This is a genomic window from Sphingomonas zeae (assembly GCF_014197135.1).
GTDB classification, from domain to species: Bacteria; Pseudomonadota; Alphaproteobacteria; order Sphingomonadales; family Sphingomonadaceae; genus Sphingomonas; species Sphingomonas zeae.
Map to the genome: position 1 here is coordinate 242,851 of NZ_JACIFA010000005.1, position 15,986 is coordinate 258,836.

The following is a 15,986-nucleotide window of genomic DNA, read 5'->3' on the forward strand; positions in this document are numbered from 1 at the left end:
TCCCGGAGCCGATCCCAAGATGACCGATTTCTCCCGCCGCGCCGTTATCGCCTCCGGGCTCGTCGCCTCCGCCGCGCCCGCCTTCGCGCAAAAGGGGGCGGGGGCGCCCGCGCCTTATGGCGCGATCCCCTCGGCGCGGCAGTGGCGTTGGCACCAGCGCGAGCAGTACGCCTTCATCCACTTCGCCATGAACACCTTCACCGATAAGGAATGGGGCTATGGCGATGAAGACCCCAAGATGTTCAATCCCAGCGATTTCAGCGCGGACCAGATCGTCGCCGCGGCCAAGGCGGGCAATCTCAAGGGCATCATCCTGACGGCGAAGCATCACGACGGCTTCTGCCTGTGGCCCACGAAGCTGACCGAGCATTGCATCCGCAACTCGCCGTACAAGAACGGCCAGGGCGACATCGTTCGCGAGATGTCGGACGCCTGCAAGCGCGCCGGGCTCGCCTTCGGCATCTATCTTTCGCCCTGGGACCGCAACCGCGCCGATTATGGCCGCCCGTCCTATGTCGACTATTTCCGCAAACAGGTGGTCGAGCTGTGCACCGGCTATGGCGAGCTGTTCGAATTCTGGTTCGATGGGGCCAATGGCGGCGACGGCTATTACGGCGGCGCGCGCGAGACGCGGCAGATCGACGCGCCCAAATATTATAACTGGCCCTCGATCATCGCGCTGGTCCACCAGTATCAGCCGATGGCCTGCACCTTCGATCCGCTGGGCGCGGACATTCGCTGGGTCGGCAATGAGGACGGGATTGCGGGCGATCCCTGCTGGCCGACCATGCCCAACCATCCTTACGTCCAGTCGGAGGGCAATTCGGGCGTGCGCGGCGCTCCGCTCTGGTGGCCCGCCGAGACCAACACCTCGATCCGGCCCGGCTGGTTCTATCACGCGGACGAGGACTCCAAGGTCCGCAGCCCGGAGAATCTCGTCGGCTATTTCGACACCTCGGTCGCGCGCGGCACCAACATGAACCTCAACCTGCCGCCCGACCGGCGCGGCCGCATTCCCGACCAGGACGTAAAGATCCTGAAGAGCTTCGGCGATGCGATCCGCGCCAGCTTCGCGACCGATCTGGCGCAAGGGTCGGTGGCGAGCGCCAGTCATGTGCGCGGCAAGGGGTATGAGGCCGCCAGGGTGCTGGACGGCCAACGCGACACCTATTGGTCCGCGCCGGACGGCGTCACCACGCCCAGCCTGACGCTCGATCTGCCGCCGAACCGCAGCTTCGACCTGATCCGCATCCGCGAATATCTGCCGCTGGGCGTGCGCGTCACCCGCTTCGCGGTCGATGCCGAGGTGAACGGCACATGGCAGCAGCTCGCCGAGCATGAGTGCATCAGCGCGCAACGGATCATCCGCCTGCCCCAGCCGATCACCGCGCGCCGCGTCCGCCTGCGCATCGTCGACGCTCCGGTCTGCCCGGCGATCAGCGAGGTCTCGCTGTTCAAGAGCGTTGCGCCGGTCCCCGTTCCCGCCATCGTTTCGAGCGATCCCACGGTGCTGGCGACAACCGATTGGAAAATCGTCTCGGCCACCGCGCCGGGCGCCGAAAAGCTGCTCGACAATGACGCCAAGACCATATGGGTGCAGCCCGCACCGGTGCCGGGTAAGCCCGCCAGCGTCACCGTCGATATGGGGCAGGTCCGCGACGTCGCCGGCTTCAGCCTGACGCCGTCGCGCCAGGTCATGGTCGATGCCGCCCCGCCGCGCGGCTATGTCGTGGAAACGAGCGTGGACGGGAAAAGCTGGACGCCAGCGGGAGCCGGCGAGTTCTCGAACATCGCCTATGCGCTGTCGACCCAGCGCCTGCCCTTCACCAGTGTGCGGCCGGTCCGCTATCTGCGGTTGACCTTCGCGGAAATGTCCAAGCCCGCCGCGAAAATGGCGATCGCTGGTATCGGCGGCTTCACCAAGCGCTGATCCAACTGCCCCTTTGTGCGTTGCAGCATAGATTACGCACAAAGGGGATGGCATGTCCGACCGTCACGATCCCACCGCGAGGCCGCACCGCCCCCGCGTCGCACTGGCCCTTCAGGGCGGCGGCGCACATGGCGCCTATGGCTGGGGCGTGATCGAGCGCCTGCTGGATGAGAACATAGAGCTTGTCGGGGTCAGCGGCGCCAGCGCCGGGGCGATCAACGGCGCAGCGGTCGTATCGGGTTATATGACCCAAGGCGCGGTCGGGGCGAAAGCGGCGCTGGAGCGGCTATGGGGAAACGTGGCCGACGCGTCGCCGCTCGCCCCGCTCGATGTCGGGGCGCTAGGCGGGCCATTTTTCGAGCCGTGGCTGCGCAAGTCGCTGGACATCGCCAAGCTCTCCAGCCGCTATGTCGCGCCCTTCCTGCCGGGGGTGCGTGACATGAGCGCGCTTCGCCGGGCGGTCGAGGAGAGCATCGATCTGGACCTGCTTGCCCGCCAGGCCCAGCTGCCCTTCTATGTCGCGGCGACCCATATCGCCAGCGGGTCGGCACGGCTGTTCACCGGCCAGAACGTGACGCTCGACGCACTGATGGCCTCCGCCTGCCTCCCTGAGTTGTTCGCGGCGGTCGAGATCGAAGGCGAGGAATATTGGGACGGCGGTTTTACCGCCAACCCCGCGCTGGAGCCGATGCTGTCCGAAGCGATCGGCGCCACGGATCTGGTGATCGTCCAGATCACGCCCTTCACCGTCGAGGATGTCGGCGGATCGGTCGGCGACGTCATGCGCCGGGTCAGTGACATCAGCTTCAATGCCTGTCTCCGCCGCGATCTGCGCGCACTGTCCGAAATCCAGGATGTCGCCCGCGCCGAACCCTCGCGCGATCCCCGGATGCAAGCGATCGCCCGGGTCAACCTTCACCTGCTCTCGCCGCCGCCCGAACTGGCCGGACGCTCGGGGACGAGCAAGGTCGACACCCGCTGGTCGGTGCTTCAGGATCTGCGCGCGCTGGGCCAAACCCAGGCCGGACAATGGCTGGAGGAGAACCGCGACATGCTCGGCCATGCGTCGTCTTTCCATGGATTGGCCGAGGACATGCTGCGGCGCTGACATGCCTTTGCCGGTGCTTTCCGCCTTTTTAGCAATCCGGGCGGCGAGCGCGCGCAGAGTGTCAAAGGACGGATGGCAGAGCGCGCCGCCCGTGCGTCCAGGTCCGCCGCATTGATCTCGATCAATATAGTTATGGACTGTGTTCCGGCTTGTGTCGATCGACTGCGATCTTTCCGCCATCCGACCGGGAGCCAATCAATATTTATGACGTTGTCGCTCCATAACGAAAGGGGCGAGATTGTTTATCCTGCATCTGGCACTTGGCGGCTGTCTGAAATCTCCGCCTGTCCATTATGGCATCACAGCCGATACGGGCGGCCATATCGCTTATATCCTGGACGCCGCCACCGCCCAGGCCAAGACTATTGATGTTGATCAAGTTTCGATCGTCACCCGCCTGTTCGAAGAGCCCGGTCTTTCCCTGGATCATGCCCGCGCGATCGAGCGGCTTTCATCCAAGCTGACCATCGACCGGGTCGCGACGGCCAACCGCCGCTACCTGGAAAAGGACGCCCTGGCGGAAGATATGGCTGCCTTTACCGAGGCATTCTGCGCGCACCTCGCCCGATTGCCGCGCCTGCCCGATGTGATTCACGCGCATTTCTCCGACGCCGCCGCCGTAGCCGCGGAAGCGCGGCGGCGCTTTGCCGTCCCGTTCGTCTATACGCCCCATGCGCTGGGCATCGACAAGCGTCGCCATCATGGCCCCTCGCCTGCGCTGGACGGCCGCATCGCCGCCGAGCGAACCGCGATCGCCGCCGCCGATGCGCTGATCGTCTCGACCGAGGACGAGGCCGAGCGGCAGGTCCATGCTTATGGTATCGCAGGCCGCGGGCGCATCCACAGGATCGCACCGGGCGTGCCCACCCATGACCGGAGGCAGCCTGACGGCGCTACGCTCGCCGAGCGGCTCGACGCGTTCCTCGACGATCCGGCCAAGCCCATCATGCTCGCCATCGCGAGGCCCGTCGCCAAGAAGAATCTGGGCGCGCTCGCCCGCGCCTATGCCGCCTCGCCAGAGCTTCGCGACGCGGCCAATCTGGTCATCCTGGCGGGCCAGCATGACGGTCCCGGATCGGCCGAGGAGCGCGGCGTGCTGGCCGAGCTGCTGGCGCTGGCCGAAACGCCCCAACTTCGCGGCCGCCTTGCGCTGCCGCCGCGTCACGACGGGCACGACGTCGCGGCGCTGTACGAGCGGGCCGCCGCAGGCGGCGTGTTCGTCAATGCCGCACTGCACGAGCCCTTTGGCCTGACTCTGATCGAAGCGGCGGCGGCAGGCGTGCCCGTGGTCGCGACCCGTCATGGCGGTCCCAGCGAGATCGTCGCCGCGCTCGGCCACGGCCTGCTGGTCGAGCCGCGCGACGAGGAGGCCATCGCCCGAGTCTGCCTCTCCATCCTGTCCGATCCCGATACCCATGCGCGGATGAGCGCCAGCGGTCGATCGGGCTCCACCTTCTATGCCTGGGATCGCTACGCCATGGAATCGACCGCGCTTTATGCCAGTTTGCCGCGTACCCCCGGCCTGCTTGCCAGCGATATCGACCATACGCTGACGGGATGCCGCGTCGGCGCGCATGACTTCGCCACCTGGCGTCAGGCGAGCGATCTGCCTTTCGTCGTGGCGACCGGCCGTTCCTTCGCGATGGCGCGGATCATCCTGTCGCAATGGGGACTGCCCGAACCCGATGCCTTCATCACGGATGTCGGCACGCGCATCATGCTGAAGGGACAGCGCGGATGGCAGGAATGCCCCGCCTTTGCCGCGCGTCTCGACGAGGGATGGAACCGCAAGGCGGTGGTCAGCGCGCTCAAACCCTTGCGCCTGCGTCCCCAGCCGCGCGACACCGCAGGGCCGCACAAGGTCAGCTATTTCGGCACGGCCGAGGATGCCGCGCGCGTGCGCGAGACGCTGGCCGACCAGGGCATCGCCGCCAAGACGGTCTTCTCGCACGGACGACTGATCGACGTGCTGGCGCCGCTGGGTGGAAAGGCGGCGGCGGTGGCGGCCTATGCTCGGCGGCTCGACCTGCCGATGGGCGCGTGCGTTGCGGCCGGAGACAGCGGCAACGATGTCGACATGCTGCGCGCCTGCGGCCATGCCATCGTGGTGGGCAATGCCGGACATGAACTGGCCGACCTGCCCGAGCGCGACGGGCTGCTGCGCGTCACGGCGCACCATGCCAATGGCGTGATGGAGGGGCTGGAGCGGCTGGGCCTGACCACGCCGATGCCGACCCGGGCAACGGCGGCATGAGCCGTCCCTTCGGCTATTTCGTTCATCATCAGGGGCGCGGCCATGCCGAACGCTGCGCCGCCATCGTGAACGCACTGCCCCCCGAACGCCCGGTTACCATCTTCTGCGCCCGGGACGACATCTTCCCCCCGCTGCCACCGCAGGTCGAGATCGTCACCGTCCCCTCCCTGTTCGAGCCGACCGGGCTGGAGGCGGGGACGATGGACGCGGTGCCGACACCCGACACGCTGCACTGCGCGCCGCTGGGCTGGCCCGGCATCCGCCATGCCATGGCGGTGCTCGCGAACTGGTTCGACAGCGCCGACCCCGCGCTGATGATCTGCGACGTGTCGGCCGAGATCGCGCAACTGTCGCGCATCTGCTCGGTCCCGCATGTGAAGATCCTTCAGCATGGCGATCGCAGCGATGCCGGGCACCGCGCTGCCTATGACGGGGCAGCCGGGCTGCTCGCCGCATTTGACGAAGCGCTGGCCCAGCCCGAATGGAACGCCGCCATGCGCGCCAAGACCTGTTTCGTCGGCGGGCTCGGCGTCGATACCCGCATTCCGGAACGCGAACTGGCGCGCCAGCGGATCGGGGTCGGGCCGGATGAAGAGATGATCCTGGTCCTGTCGGGCGGCGGCGGCGGTGGTTTCGCTCAGGCGCCGCTCGGGGTGGGTGCCCGCAGCCGACCGGAGGCGCGGTGGATCACCATCGGCCCGGTCGCCCGTGACTGGCACGCGACCGAGCCTGCCAATATCGAGCATCGCGGCTGGGTCGACAATCCGGCCGACCATGTCGCCGCCGCCGACCTGGTCATCGCCTCGACCGGCAATACCACCTGCCAGCAGATATTGGCCGCCGCCCGGCCCTGGCTTGCCATTCCCGAATGGCGCTATTTCGACGAACAGCACCGCAAAGCACAGGCGCTGGCCGCCGCCGGGGCCGCCTGTGTCCGTCCACATCTGCCCTCCTCCGCCCAGGCATGGAGCGAGGCGTTGGCCGAAACCCGCAACCAGCACCGCCCCGCCGTGCAGCGCGCGATGATCGCCGACGCGCCCGCTCAAGCCGCCGCCGACTGGCTGGAGGCGCTGTCCGCGCGGCTCTGGCCGGTCGAGATGAACCATTCCCTTCCCCAGTCCACCGGAGCCCCTTCATGATCTCGGTCGTCACGCTCGCCGGGGGCCGCCCCGATCACCTCCGCAACGTCGTGACCGGCCTTGCCCGCCAGACGATGCAGCCCACCGAGTTGATCGTCGCGGTCATTCAGGACACGCCCTATGACCTGCCCGAGGCGACCTTCCCCATCCGCCAGATGATGGTGTCAGGCCCTCACCTGCCGCTGGCCGCCGCGCGCAATGCGGCGGCCAAGGCTGCGGTGGGCGACAAGCTGGTCTTTCTCGACATGGACTGCATTCCGACCCCCGATCTGGTCGCCGATTACGACCGCTTCCTGACTGAGGAGGACGGGCTGTTGATGGGCGAGGTCATGTACCTGCCCGGCGGCGCCACGCAGGGAGACTGGCGCTGCGAGGAATTCGCGCGGGTCGCCGTTCGCCACTCCGACCGGCGCGGACCGCCTTCGCAAGGGATCGAACGCTGCGAGGATTATCGCTGCTTCTGGTCGCTCAATTTCGCGATGCGCCGCGCCACATTCCTGGCCACCGGTGGCTTTGATGAACGCTATGCCGGCTATGGTGGCGAGGATACCGATTTCGGCAAGCTGGTCGCCCAGGCGGGCGTCCCGATCGCCTGGATCAAGGGCGGGCTGGCCTATCACCAATATCACCCCCACCACATGCCGCCGGTCCATCATATCGATAGCGTGGTGCGCAATGCCGAGCTGTTCGAGGCGAAATGGGGTTATCGTACCATGGGGCACTGGTTGCATGCCTTTCGCCTGATGGGGCTGATCGACGACACGCCGGGTCGTCCGATCCGCATCGTGCGCCGCCCCGACGAGCGCGATCTGGCGCTGACCGGGCAGCAGAGCCACCAACCCTATGCCAATACCGCCAGCGTCATCCGCCTGCTGGAGGAACGCGCCGCCGAGGCGCGCGCAGCGGCATGAGGATCGCGCTGCTCGCGCATGTCCGCCAGCCGATCCGCCAGCCCTTTTTAGGGGGCATGGAGGCGCATGGCTGGTATCTGGCCGAGGGGCTGGCGGCGCGCGGGCATGAAGTGGTGCTGTTCGCCAGCGGCGACAGCGACCCGCGCTTTGCCATCGATCCCGTCCTGCCGGTCCATTATGAGGCGGTTTTTCCCTGGGCGGAGCATCGCGGCAAGCCCGAGCTGATCGCCCATGTCGATGCGGGCTATGCCGCCGCCTGCGACCGGATCGCCCGCGGCGGATTCGACGTGGTACACAACAACAGTCTGCACCGCTTTCCCTTGGAGCTGCGCCGGACCACACGGGTGCCGACCGTCACATCGCTCCATGTACCGCCCTATGACGCGCTCCACCATTTCGTCGCGGCCAGCCCCGCACCGACCCACCGCCTGACCGTTACCTCGTCCAGTCAGTTGAAAGCCTGGTGGCCGGACGGCGCGCCGCCCGAGGCGTCGGTGCTGCACAATGCGATCGACCTCGCCGCCTGGCCCTTTGTCGAACAGGGTAATGGCGAGGCGGTCTGGTGCGGCCGGATCACGCCGAACAAGGGCACCCACCTGGCCATAGTCGCAGCGCGGGCGGCAGGCGTGGCGCTGACCCTGTTCGGTGCGATCGAGGACCCGGACTATTTCGCCGCCGAGGTCGAGCCGCGGCTGGGCGGCGGCATCCGCTATGGCGGGCATCTGGACGGGGCGGCCCTCGCACGCGAATTAGGCCGCGCATCGATATTTCTGTTCACCCCGTGCTGGGACGAGCCGTTCGGGCTGGTCGCGATCGAGGCGATGGCGTGCGGCCTTCCCGTCGCGGCCCTGGATTCCGGCGCCGCGCGCGAAGTGGTCGGCGAAGCCGGATGCGTCGCGCCGGCCGGGGATGTTGACGCGCTCGCCGACGCCATGACCCGCGCCATGACGATCCCGCGCGGCGTAGCCCGTCGCCGGGTGGAGACGCATTTCGCCCGCGACCTCTGGCTGGATCGCTGCGAGGCTTTGTACGCCAGCGTGCGCGCCGCCGTGCCAAGCGCCATCGCGGCGTGAGCGAAACTGTAATCGAAGCGCAGCGGAAGGCGCTTCTCGACCTGTATCGCCGCCATGTCACGCCCGGACCGCCCTATGCACTGGTCGATTATCCCGACCATCCCAATGTCGGCGACAGCGCCATCTGGCTCGGTGAGATCGCCTTGCTCGACGCCATCGGTGCGGGCGCTCCCGCCTATATGGCGCGTTGGGACGATTTCGACGAAGCCGCCTTTCGCGCGGCCTGCCCAACCGGCCCGATCCTGATCCATGGCGGCGGCAATCTGGGAGATATCTGGCCGCATCATCAGCATTTTCGGGAATATCTGATCGAACGGTTTCCCGATCGCCGGATCGTCCAGCTACCTCAGTCGATCCACTTCCGCGATCCAACAAATCGCGACCATTTTGCCGCGCTCGTCGGGCGCCATCCGGATTTCCACCTTCACGTCCGCGACAACGCCAGTCTGAACCTGGCGCGCAGGCACTTCGATTGCTCCAGCACGCTGGCGCCCGATTCCGCCTTCGGCCTGGGGAGCATCAAGCGCCCGCTGGCGGCGGATTGCCGCGTCCTGATGCTGTTGCGCTCCGACGCCGAACGCGCGGCGCGCGACGACGCGCCGTTGCTCGCCTCGTCCGGCGCGGTGGCGCTCGATTGGCTCGAGGAACCGCGGCTCACCGAAACCTCGCCGACCGCACGAGCGCAGGCCCGGGTCGAACGCGGGCTGCGACTATTGGCGCGGGGCGAGCTGATCGTCACCGATCGGCTGCACGGCCATATCCTGGCCCTGTTGCTGGGCATCCCGCATGTCGTGCTCGACAATGACTACGGCAAGGTCGGCGCCTATATCGCCGCCTGGACGCAGCGCAGCCGGCTCGTCCGACAGGCGCGTTCGTCGCAGGCAGCGGCGGAGCTGGTGGCGGGATGATCGACATCAGCCTGTTGATCTGTACCCGCAATCGCAGCCGCAGCCTGGCCACCCTGCTCGCTTCGGTCGAGGCGGCCGCAGGGCAATGGCCCGATGGCCGGATCGAGCTGATCTTGGTCGATAACGGTTCGACCGATGCCACGGCGGCCGTCATCCGGCACTGGGCCATCGACCGCCCCTTCACCGTGCGGCTGTTGTCCGAGCCGCTGCCCGGTCTCGCCCGCGCACGCAATATGGCGCTACGGGCGGCGCGCGGGCGGATCGTCGCGATGACCGATGATGATTGCGTGCTGCATCCCGACTATTTCGCCCGGCTCGCACAGGTCTTTGCCAGACAGCCCGCCCCCGTCATCATCGGCGGGCGCATCCTGCTGGGCGATCCCGACGACCTTATGCTGACCGTCAAGCTGGAGGATCATCCGATGATCGCGGAGCCAGGCCTATTTCCCGGCGGCTTCGTCATGGGCGCCAATCTGGCCTTTACCGTCGATGTCCGCCACGCCGTCGGACCGTTCGACGAGCGTTTCGGAGCAGGTGCGCCGTTCCGCGCGGCCGAGGATACGGACTTTCTGCTCCGTGCCCAGGCCCTGGGCATCCCCATACGCTACGACCCCGGCTTCGTGGTCGACCATCATCATGGCCGCCGCCACGAGGGGGAGGCCGTGGCGCTGCTGGCAGGCTATGGCTTTGGCGACGGAGCGCTCTACGCCAAGCATATCAGAACCGACCGCCGGGTCCGCCGATGGCTGGTGCAGGATATACGCAATCTGCGCGATCGCTTTGAGGGGCCGGTGCCGATGATCCGGCATTTCCACGCCTTTCGGCTGCGCCATGTGCTGGCAGGCCTTGCGGCCTATGCCCGCGCCGCGCTCACAAGTCCGCGCTCAGCCTGATGCCCACCGTCCGCGGTCGCAGCGGCGTCGAGACGTTGCGCCGCCCGAGCAGGAACGGATTGCCATAGGCAAAGCGATTGCCCCGGTCGTCCAGCAGGTTGTCGAGCGTCAGCGCCAGCGCATAACGCCCCCGCCGGGCGATCAACCCCAGATTGGCGACGCCATATCCCCCCTGACGCACGTCGAGCATGTCGCCCACGCCCAGTACCGAGGGACCGACAAAGGCCAGTTCCCCCCGCGCCGACACCACCGTGTCGCGCCCCAGCGGAACGTCATGGACCAGCCCCATCCGCGCTGAGATGCTAGGCGTTTCCGGAAGGCGACGGTTGCTGGCGCGACTGAGCGCGGCGGCCTTGCCAGTGACTTCATTGTCGGTGACGAACAGCGCGCCGGTCAGATGCCAGTCCCGCTGCGGCACCCATTCGATCCAGCCCTCCAGCGCGTCGATCCGGGCGTTGCCGATATTGCTGGTTACCGGCTGCCCTGCCCGGTTGAGCAGATCAGCCTGGATGGCGTTCCATTGCGCATGTGACACGCTGATTGAGGCGGACAGTCCGGTGGCGCCGCGCCGGACATGCCGCAGCCCCGCCTCGACCATCTGGATTGAGTCCGACTCGAAATTCGCGACCCGGCCTATTCCTGCCGCCACCGCCAGACCGCCGGTGCGGAAGCCCGATTGATAGCGGCCGAACAAGGTCCAGTCGCCGCCCAGCAGCCAGGAAAAGCCGAAGGTCGGATCGACGCGCGTGGTCGAGCGGCCCCGCACGAAATTCTTCGAGCGCGGCGTGATCGACGGTTCGCCATCGACTCGCGCGCCCGTAACGCGCCCGCCCAATGTCAGCCACAGCCTGTCGGTCAGCGGGTGGGTCGCTTCGGCAAAGATCGCCCCGCTGCGGGTGACGTTGGTGACGCCGATCACCGGCCTGACGCCCTGGCGAAGAGTCAACGACCGCCCCATCACCGACTGGTCCGAAACCAGATTGACGCCGATCACCCACGAACCGCCGCCCGCCAGCCGCCGCGACAACCGACTTTCATGCGAGAACAGGGTCTTGCTGCTGTTCAGCTGATAGGATCCATGCGGCAAAAGGGTGCTGGCGTCGAACTGCTCGAACGACGAGCCCCCGACCAGGCCGGTGGCGGAGACGAATTGCAGTCCGCTGGCCCATTCCTTGGACAGCAACAGGCGCCCGAATTGCATGTCGCTCCATGACGGCTGGGGGATGGCCGAGCGGCTGGCCAGCACGTCCTCACTCATGACATATTGCGCGTCGCGCGACACGATCGACTGGGTGCCGCCACCCAGCTCGGCGCGCCAGCCACCCCCGACATCCCAGCGCAGCGTTCCCCGCAACCCGCTGGTCAACACGCGATTGATGTTCCGCGCATGGCTGCGCAGATTATCGATATAGCCGCCATCGACCGCATGATAGCCGACCAGCCGGATGCCCAGCCTGTCCGGCAGCAGGACCTTATTGGCGACGGCGGCCATGTCGGTGCTCGGTGACCCGCCCCCGGTCAGCGCCCCACCCCATTCGATCCGTCCGCCATCTCGGGTGAGCGACACCGGATGGGACGTCAGCCGGATGATGCCCCCGATCGCCCCCGAGCCATGCAGCGCCCCTTGCGGCCCCTCGGCAATCTCGACCTCGGCGATGTCATACAGCTTCAGCCCCGGATCGGGTCCGGCAAAGGCGATCTGCACATCGTCGAGATAGAGGCTGGCGGTGGACTCGGTCGCGCCGTTGAAGCTGCTGTCGGCGATCCCGCGAATGAACAGCTTGTTGCGTCCCGGCCCCAGCGCGGTCGTCTGAAGGATCGGCGTCTGGCCTGCGACATCGCTGAGGTCGATCGATCCATTGGGCAGCGCGACGCCCCGCCCGACCACCGACACGCTGCCCGGGTAGCGCGCCAGTTCGGTTCCCTGTTTGCTCGCCGTGACGATGATATCGCTACTGCCACCGACGGGAGACGGTGGGGCAGCCCGACGCGGGAGGTTGCGGTCGATGGGCGGGCGGCGCGGCGTCCCGACGATACGGAAGCTGGCGGCATCGACCGGAACGGCGTGGTAGCCCGTGCCGCGCAGCAACTGCGCCAAGGCTCTGGCCGGCGGCGCGCCGGTGGTCAGCGCGCGGGTGCGTACCTCGCGCAGCCTGGGATCAGTGGCGACGACGGTGATGCCGCCCTGCCGCGCCAGCTCGCGCAGAGCGAAGTCAAGCGTCGCGGGAGCGAGCACGATCCGCCGCCCCCCCGCACTGATAGTCGTTTGCCCCCGGCCGGCGGCAGGCATGGCAAGGACGGCCACGGCCAACAGGCCGCGTTCAATGAACCCCGTCCGACGCCCGCAAGATCCAGTCCCCACCGCTCTGGCGCCACTCCGCTCCGATCAGCTTCGCAAAACGCGGAACGTCCTGGCCGGCGTCGCCCGTCATCCGGACCAACCCGGTAACGCTGCGCTTCGCCAGCGGCCCCTCCACCACGACCCGCATGCCATAGGCGGATTGCAATCGTGCAGCAATCGTGTCGACCGTGTCGCCGTCCAGGTCCAGGATACCGTGACGCCAGCCGCCCACCATCGCCGGGTCGACCTGGACGCGACGCAGCATATGGCGCGCCTCGTCGATCCGCGCGCCCTGTCCGGCGGTCAACTGCATTTCCTGCCCCGGCGGCGTCAGCGCGACCGCCCCTTCCGCGACGGTCACGTCCAGCCGAGCCCCCTCACGCCGGACGTTGAAGACGGTCCCCAGGTCGCGGATAACGACCTTGCCCGAGTGCAGTTCGAAAGGAGCGGAGGCGTCGTGGCGAACCCGGAACAGTGCCTGTCCCGTGTCGAGCGTCGCGACGCGCGGGTCGTTGCGGTCGAGCCGAAGCCGCGATCCCCCCGCCAGCTCGACCCGTGTTCCGTCGTTCAGCGCGATCGCCCGCGTCTCACCCGCCCGCGTCTGCTCGATTCGGATATCGGGACGTCGATTCAGCAGCACCGGTCCGGTAAGCAGAGCGACGGCCGCCGCCACGCCGCCTGCCAGCCACCAACGACCCCATCCCCCGTTGTCATTGGCCGCCAGCGGCGCTTCGAGTGCCGCCATGTCGGGTTCGGCAGCCGGCGCGGTCAGTCGTGCATCGGCCATCGCCACCAAGTCATAGGCGCGCGCATTCTCCGGACTGTCCTCCAGCCAGGTCGCAAAGGCATCCCATTCGGCCGCGCTCATGTCGCGCTGCCGGATATGCCAGTCGATCGCTTGCTCCTCCCGCGTCACTCGTCCCCGCTCCTTCCGCTGCCAGGACGACGCCAGCGCGTCCGATCCGCACCCTCGACCTCACGATTTTCGTGCAAAAACTGATAGGCGCGGCGCAGCAGCTTTTCGACGGCGCTGACCGTGATCCCCATATGCTCGGCAATGTCGCGTTGCGGCCGCTCCTCGAAGCGGAACAGGGTGAAGGCTTCGCGCATCCGTTCCGGCATCCGGGCGATCAGCGCGTGGGCCTGCGCCAGCTCGCTACGGCCCGACGCGATGCGTTCGGGATCGGCATATTCGGCGGGCTGAGGCTGGATCTTCTCCCATGCGCCATCGCGCGCGCCGCGCCGGGCGGCGGCGATGCGGCGGTCGGTCGCCAGGTTGGTCGCCATGCGGCATAGAAAGGGAATGGGCTGGTCGATCTGTTCGGCGTCGAGCCCCGCCACGCGCAGCCACAAATCCTGAAGCGCGTCCTCCACCTCATCGGACGAGCCGAGCCGGGCGGCCAGCAGACGGCGCAGCAGCGGGCGGGCGTCCATGAACCGGCCTTCCAGACCCTCGCTACCCAAGACCGCCCTCGTATCAGGCGGCAAAGGCCAACCCGCGTTGCGCCGCCATGTCCGAAACCGCAACGGTGCGCAAGACATCGGCTTCGTCGCGCCGCGCCGCCGCTATCACATCGCCAGCGCGCCTGCCCGCGCCAGGATGGCACATGACCAGATGCTCCGGCCCGCCATGGTCTAGGAACCTCGGCAACGCCTCGGCAAAGCGCCCGTCAAACCCGTAATGGCCTGCAAACCCCCGATTGCAGCGCAAGCCCGCCTTTTCCGCTGCGCGGCCCAGCCCCCGTGAGTGATAGGCGCTGCCGATCGCCTTGCCGCGCCACGGCCGCCCGAGCAGACCCGCAAGCCGGTCCTCGCACGTCCGCACCCAGGCTTCAGGCGCCCGTCGCCGCGTGATCGCCAGCACGATCGGGCGGACGCCGGGCAGCGCGTGCGAATGCTGATGCCCGTCGACAAAGGCGGGCGGCCTTCCCATCGCCGCCTCGAACCGGTCGAACTGCGCCTCCACTTCGCGGGTAATCTCGGCCGGGTCGAGCGCCCCGCGCGCCGCCAACCGGGTCAACGGATCAATCCCCGGCATCACCCCGTCCCGGGTAAAGCCATTGGGGTGAATTGGCGCTTCCTCGGTCAGGGTCAGGTGCAGGCCGATCTGCGCGCCTTGCGGCACGGATCGCAGCATCACGCTGTCCTCCATCCAGTTCGGACGAAGGGTCATGCAGCTTGTGGCGTTCAGTTTTCCCGAGCGCAGCAACTCGGCGATGACCAGACTGTCTTCGGTCGAAAAGGCGAAATCGTCAGCGCAGAGAATAAGCCGGTTCACCCACCACTCCCGCCAGTTGCTGATAGGCCCGCTCGCGCATCCGCTCCGTGGTGAGCCGCCGGGCACGCAGCCGCTTGGCCAGGAAGTCATAGAAGAACCAGTCCCCGGCGAACGGCGCGGCGATGCTGTAGACCAGCCGCTCGGTCAGCGTCCAGCGGATCGAGTCCCGGTCGCGCTCGCGGTCGGAGGGCACGCACCAGAAGCCGTCGGCATAGGCCATGGTGCCGTGGCGCATGACGCGGTGAATGACCTCATGATCTTCCAGCACATAGTTCCAGCGCCGCGCGTCAAAACCGCCCGCCGCCTTCAGCGCCTCGGTCCGGAATGCCTGCCCCGCCCCGCCCGCATGGCACTGACGCGGAAGGAAACGCGCGGCCAGCCGGATCGCAGCAGATTCGCGCCGTCGCTCCGCCTCACCGTCGTTCGGGGCGATGAAATAGGCTCCGGCCACGACACAGCCCGGCCGCTCCAGCAGGGCTTGCGCCTGCGCCAGATAATCGGCCGGGTAAAAGGTGTCGGCATCGCACGTCGCGACGAAGCGCGTATAGACATGGTCGAGACCGAGATGCAGCGCGTTGATCTTGCCGGGCAGGCTCTGGTGCAACAGGATATGGTCGAGGCCCAGCCGCTCACAGGTTTCGGTCGCCACCCGCGCGCTGGCGTCGAGCGAGCCATTGTCGACCAGGACGAGGCGAAAACGCACGGTCTGCGCCGCCAGGCTTTCCAGCGTGGCCGCTATATCCCGCTCCTCGTTGAAGAAGGGCACGACCACGGTCCAGCACGGCGCGACATAGGCGCCTGCGCGTTCCGTCTTCCCAGCCTGGGCACAAGCTATGGCATTCCGCCAGGCCGCGCCTTCCGCATCGAGCAGCATTACCCCACCCCGTCCATAAAACGTCCAAGCCACCCCGTTGCCGAAGCCCCGCCCGGCGGCGCGTGCCCTGCAATCGGGGTGTTTCATGGCTAGGACGCCGCGCCGTCCGCCTAACCGCACATCGCGAGAAAAAAATTTTCACCCGGCGGGAACCATGTCGATTTTCTTTGCGAAGGCGCCTGCGTCGATGACATGGGCGGGTTCACACCGGGCTCGTTCCGCAGGATTCCGCTCCGCCCGCCGCCCATCCTCCAATATGGTTCGTGATGACGGATAT

The 15,986-nt window shown here is 67.5% G+C and carries 13 protein-coding genes; 8 read left to right on the forward strand and 5 right to left on the reverse strand.

The genetic code is table 11. The features are described from left to right. The first annotated feature begins 19 nt into the window (after positions 1–19). The 8 genes from GGR45_RS09790 to GGR45_RS09825 all read left to right on the forward strand — a co-directional run bounded on the left by GGR45_RS09790 (position 20) and on the right by GGR45_RS09825 (position 10,216). The gene (locus GGR45_RS09790) at positions 20–1,930 is read left to right on the forward strand and encodes an alpha-L-fucosidase (RefSeq protein ID WP_175311452.1); all 1,911 of its coding nucleotides are present in this window, start codon (positions 20–22) and stop codon (positions 1,928–1,930) included. Positions 1,931–1,982: 52 nt separating this feature from the next. Further along, positions 1,983–3,038, forward strand: coding sequence for a patatin-like phospholipase family protein (locus GGR45_RS09795; RefSeq protein WP_175311453.1), 1,056 nt, complete (start codon positions 1,983–1,985; stop codon positions 3,036–3,038). A gap of 238 nt (positions 3,039–3,276) precedes the next feature. After that, complete coding sequence (locus GGR45_RS09800) at positions 3,277–5,292, forward strand: HAD-IIB family hydrolase (RefSeq protein ID WP_175311454.1); 2,016 nt, start codon at positions 3,277–3,279, stop codon at positions 5,290–5,292. Then, on the forward strand, positions 5,289–6,431 hold the full coding sequence (locus GGR45_RS09805) for a glycosyltransferase (protein ID WP_175311455.1): 1,143 nt from the start codon (positions 5,289–5,291) through the stop codon (positions 6,429–6,431). The genes GGR45_RS09800 and GGR45_RS09805 overlap by 4 nt, the downstream gene beginning before the upstream one ends. Further along, positions 6,428–7,342: a galactosyltransferase-related protein gene (locus GGR45_RS09810; RefSeq protein WP_175311456.1), complete on the forward strand. Its 915-nt coding sequence runs from the start codon at positions 6,428–6,430 to the stop codon at positions 7,340–7,342. Before GGR45_RS09805 ends, GGR45_RS09810 begins: the two co-directional genes overlap by 4 nt. Next, on the forward strand, positions 7,339–8,415 hold the full coding sequence (locus GGR45_RS09815) for a glycosyltransferase (RefSeq protein WP_175311457.1): 1,077 nt from the start codon (positions 7,339–7,341) through the stop codon (positions 8,413–8,415). Before GGR45_RS09810 ends, GGR45_RS09815 begins: the two co-directional genes overlap by 4 nt. Continuing rightward, entirely contained in the window at positions 8,412–9,323 is a 912-nt protein-coding gene (locus GGR45_RS09820; RefSeq protein WP_175311458.1) for a polysaccharide pyruvyl transferase family protein, read from the forward strand. The genes GGR45_RS09815 and GGR45_RS09820 overlap by 4 nt, the downstream gene beginning before the upstream one ends. Then, on the forward strand, positions 9,320–10,216 hold the full coding sequence (locus GGR45_RS09825) for a glycosyltransferase family 2 protein (RefSeq protein WP_175311459.1): 897 nt from the start codon (positions 9,320–9,322) through the stop codon (positions 10,214–10,216). Before GGR45_RS09820 ends, GGR45_RS09825 begins: the two co-directional genes overlap by 4 nt. Here the strand turns inward: GGR45_RS09825 and GGR45_RS09830 are convergent. The 5 genes from GGR45_RS09830 to GGR45_RS09850 all read right to left on the reverse strand — a co-directional run bounded on the left by GGR45_RS09830 (position 10,194) and on the right by GGR45_RS09850 (position 15,709). After that, a complete protein-coding gene (locus tag GGR45_RS09830; RefSeq protein ID WP_343051169.1) occupies positions 10,194–12,452 on the reverse strand; it encodes a TonB-dependent receptor in 2,259 nt (752 codons plus the stop codon). The genes GGR45_RS09825 and GGR45_RS09830 overlap by 23 nt on opposite strands. 85 nt (positions 12,453–12,537) lie before the next feature. Next, positions 12,538–13,473, reverse strand: coding sequence for a FecR family protein (locus GGR45_RS09835; RefSeq protein ID WP_175311460.1), 936 nt, complete (start codon positions 13,471–13,473; stop codon positions 12,538–12,540). Then, positions 13,470–13,991: an RNA polymerase sigma factor gene (locus tag GGR45_RS09840; RefSeq protein WP_175311461.1), complete on the reverse strand. Its 522-nt coding sequence runs from the start codon at positions 13,989–13,991 to the stop codon at positions 13,470–13,472. Before GGR45_RS09840 ends, GGR45_RS09835 begins: the two co-directional genes overlap by 4 nt. 43 nt (positions 13,992–14,034) lie before the next feature. Further along, complete coding sequence (locus GGR45_RS09845; RefSeq protein WP_175311462.1) at positions 14,035–14,835, reverse strand: ChbG/HpnK family deacetylase; 801 nt, start codon at positions 14,833–14,835, stop codon at positions 14,035–14,037. Further along, the gene (locus GGR45_RS09850; protein ID WP_217497951.1) at positions 14,810–15,709 is read right to left on the reverse strand and encodes a glycosyltransferase family 2 protein; all 900 of its coding nucleotides are present in this window, start codon (positions 15,707–15,709) and stop codon (positions 14,810–14,812) included. The genes GGR45_RS09845 and GGR45_RS09850 overlap by 26 nt, the downstream gene beginning before the upstream one ends. Positions 15,710–15,986 lie beyond the last annotated feature (277 nt).

Bases quoted from the DNA above. Each gene is read 5' to 3' on its own strand.
- GGR45_RS09790 (WP_175311452.1), top strand. From the start codon at position 20: ATGACCGATTTCTCCCGCCGCGCCGTTATCGCCTCCGGGCTCGTCGCC.
- GGR45_RS09795 (WP_175311453.1), top strand. From the start codon at position 1,983: ATGTCCGACCGTCACGATCCCACCGCGAGGCCGCACCGCCCCCGCGTC.
- GGR45_RS09805 (WP_175311455.1), top strand. From the start codon at position 5,289: ATGAGCCGTCCCTTCGGCTATTTCGTTCATCATCAGGGGCGCGGCCAT.
- GGR45_RS09810 (WP_175311456.1), top strand. From the start codon at position 6,428: ATGATCTCGGTCGTCACGCTCGCCGGGGGCCGCCCCGATCACCTCCGC.
- GGR45_RS09815 (WP_175311457.1), top strand. From the start codon at position 7,339: ATGAGGATCGCGCTGCTCGCGCATGTCCGCCAGCCGATCCGCCAGCCC.
- GGR45_RS09825 (WP_175311459.1), top strand. From the start codon at position 9,320: ATGATCGACATCAGCCTGTTGATCTGTACCCGCAATCGCAGCCGCAGC.
- GGR45_RS09840 (WP_175311461.1), bottom strand. From the start codon at position 13,991: ATGGACGCCCGCCCGCTGCTGCGCCGTCTGCTGGCCGCCCGGCTCGGC.
- GGR45_RS09850 (WP_217497951.1), bottom strand. From the start codon at position 15,709: ATGCTGCTCGATGCGGAAGGCGCGGCCTGGCGGAATGCCATAGCTTGT.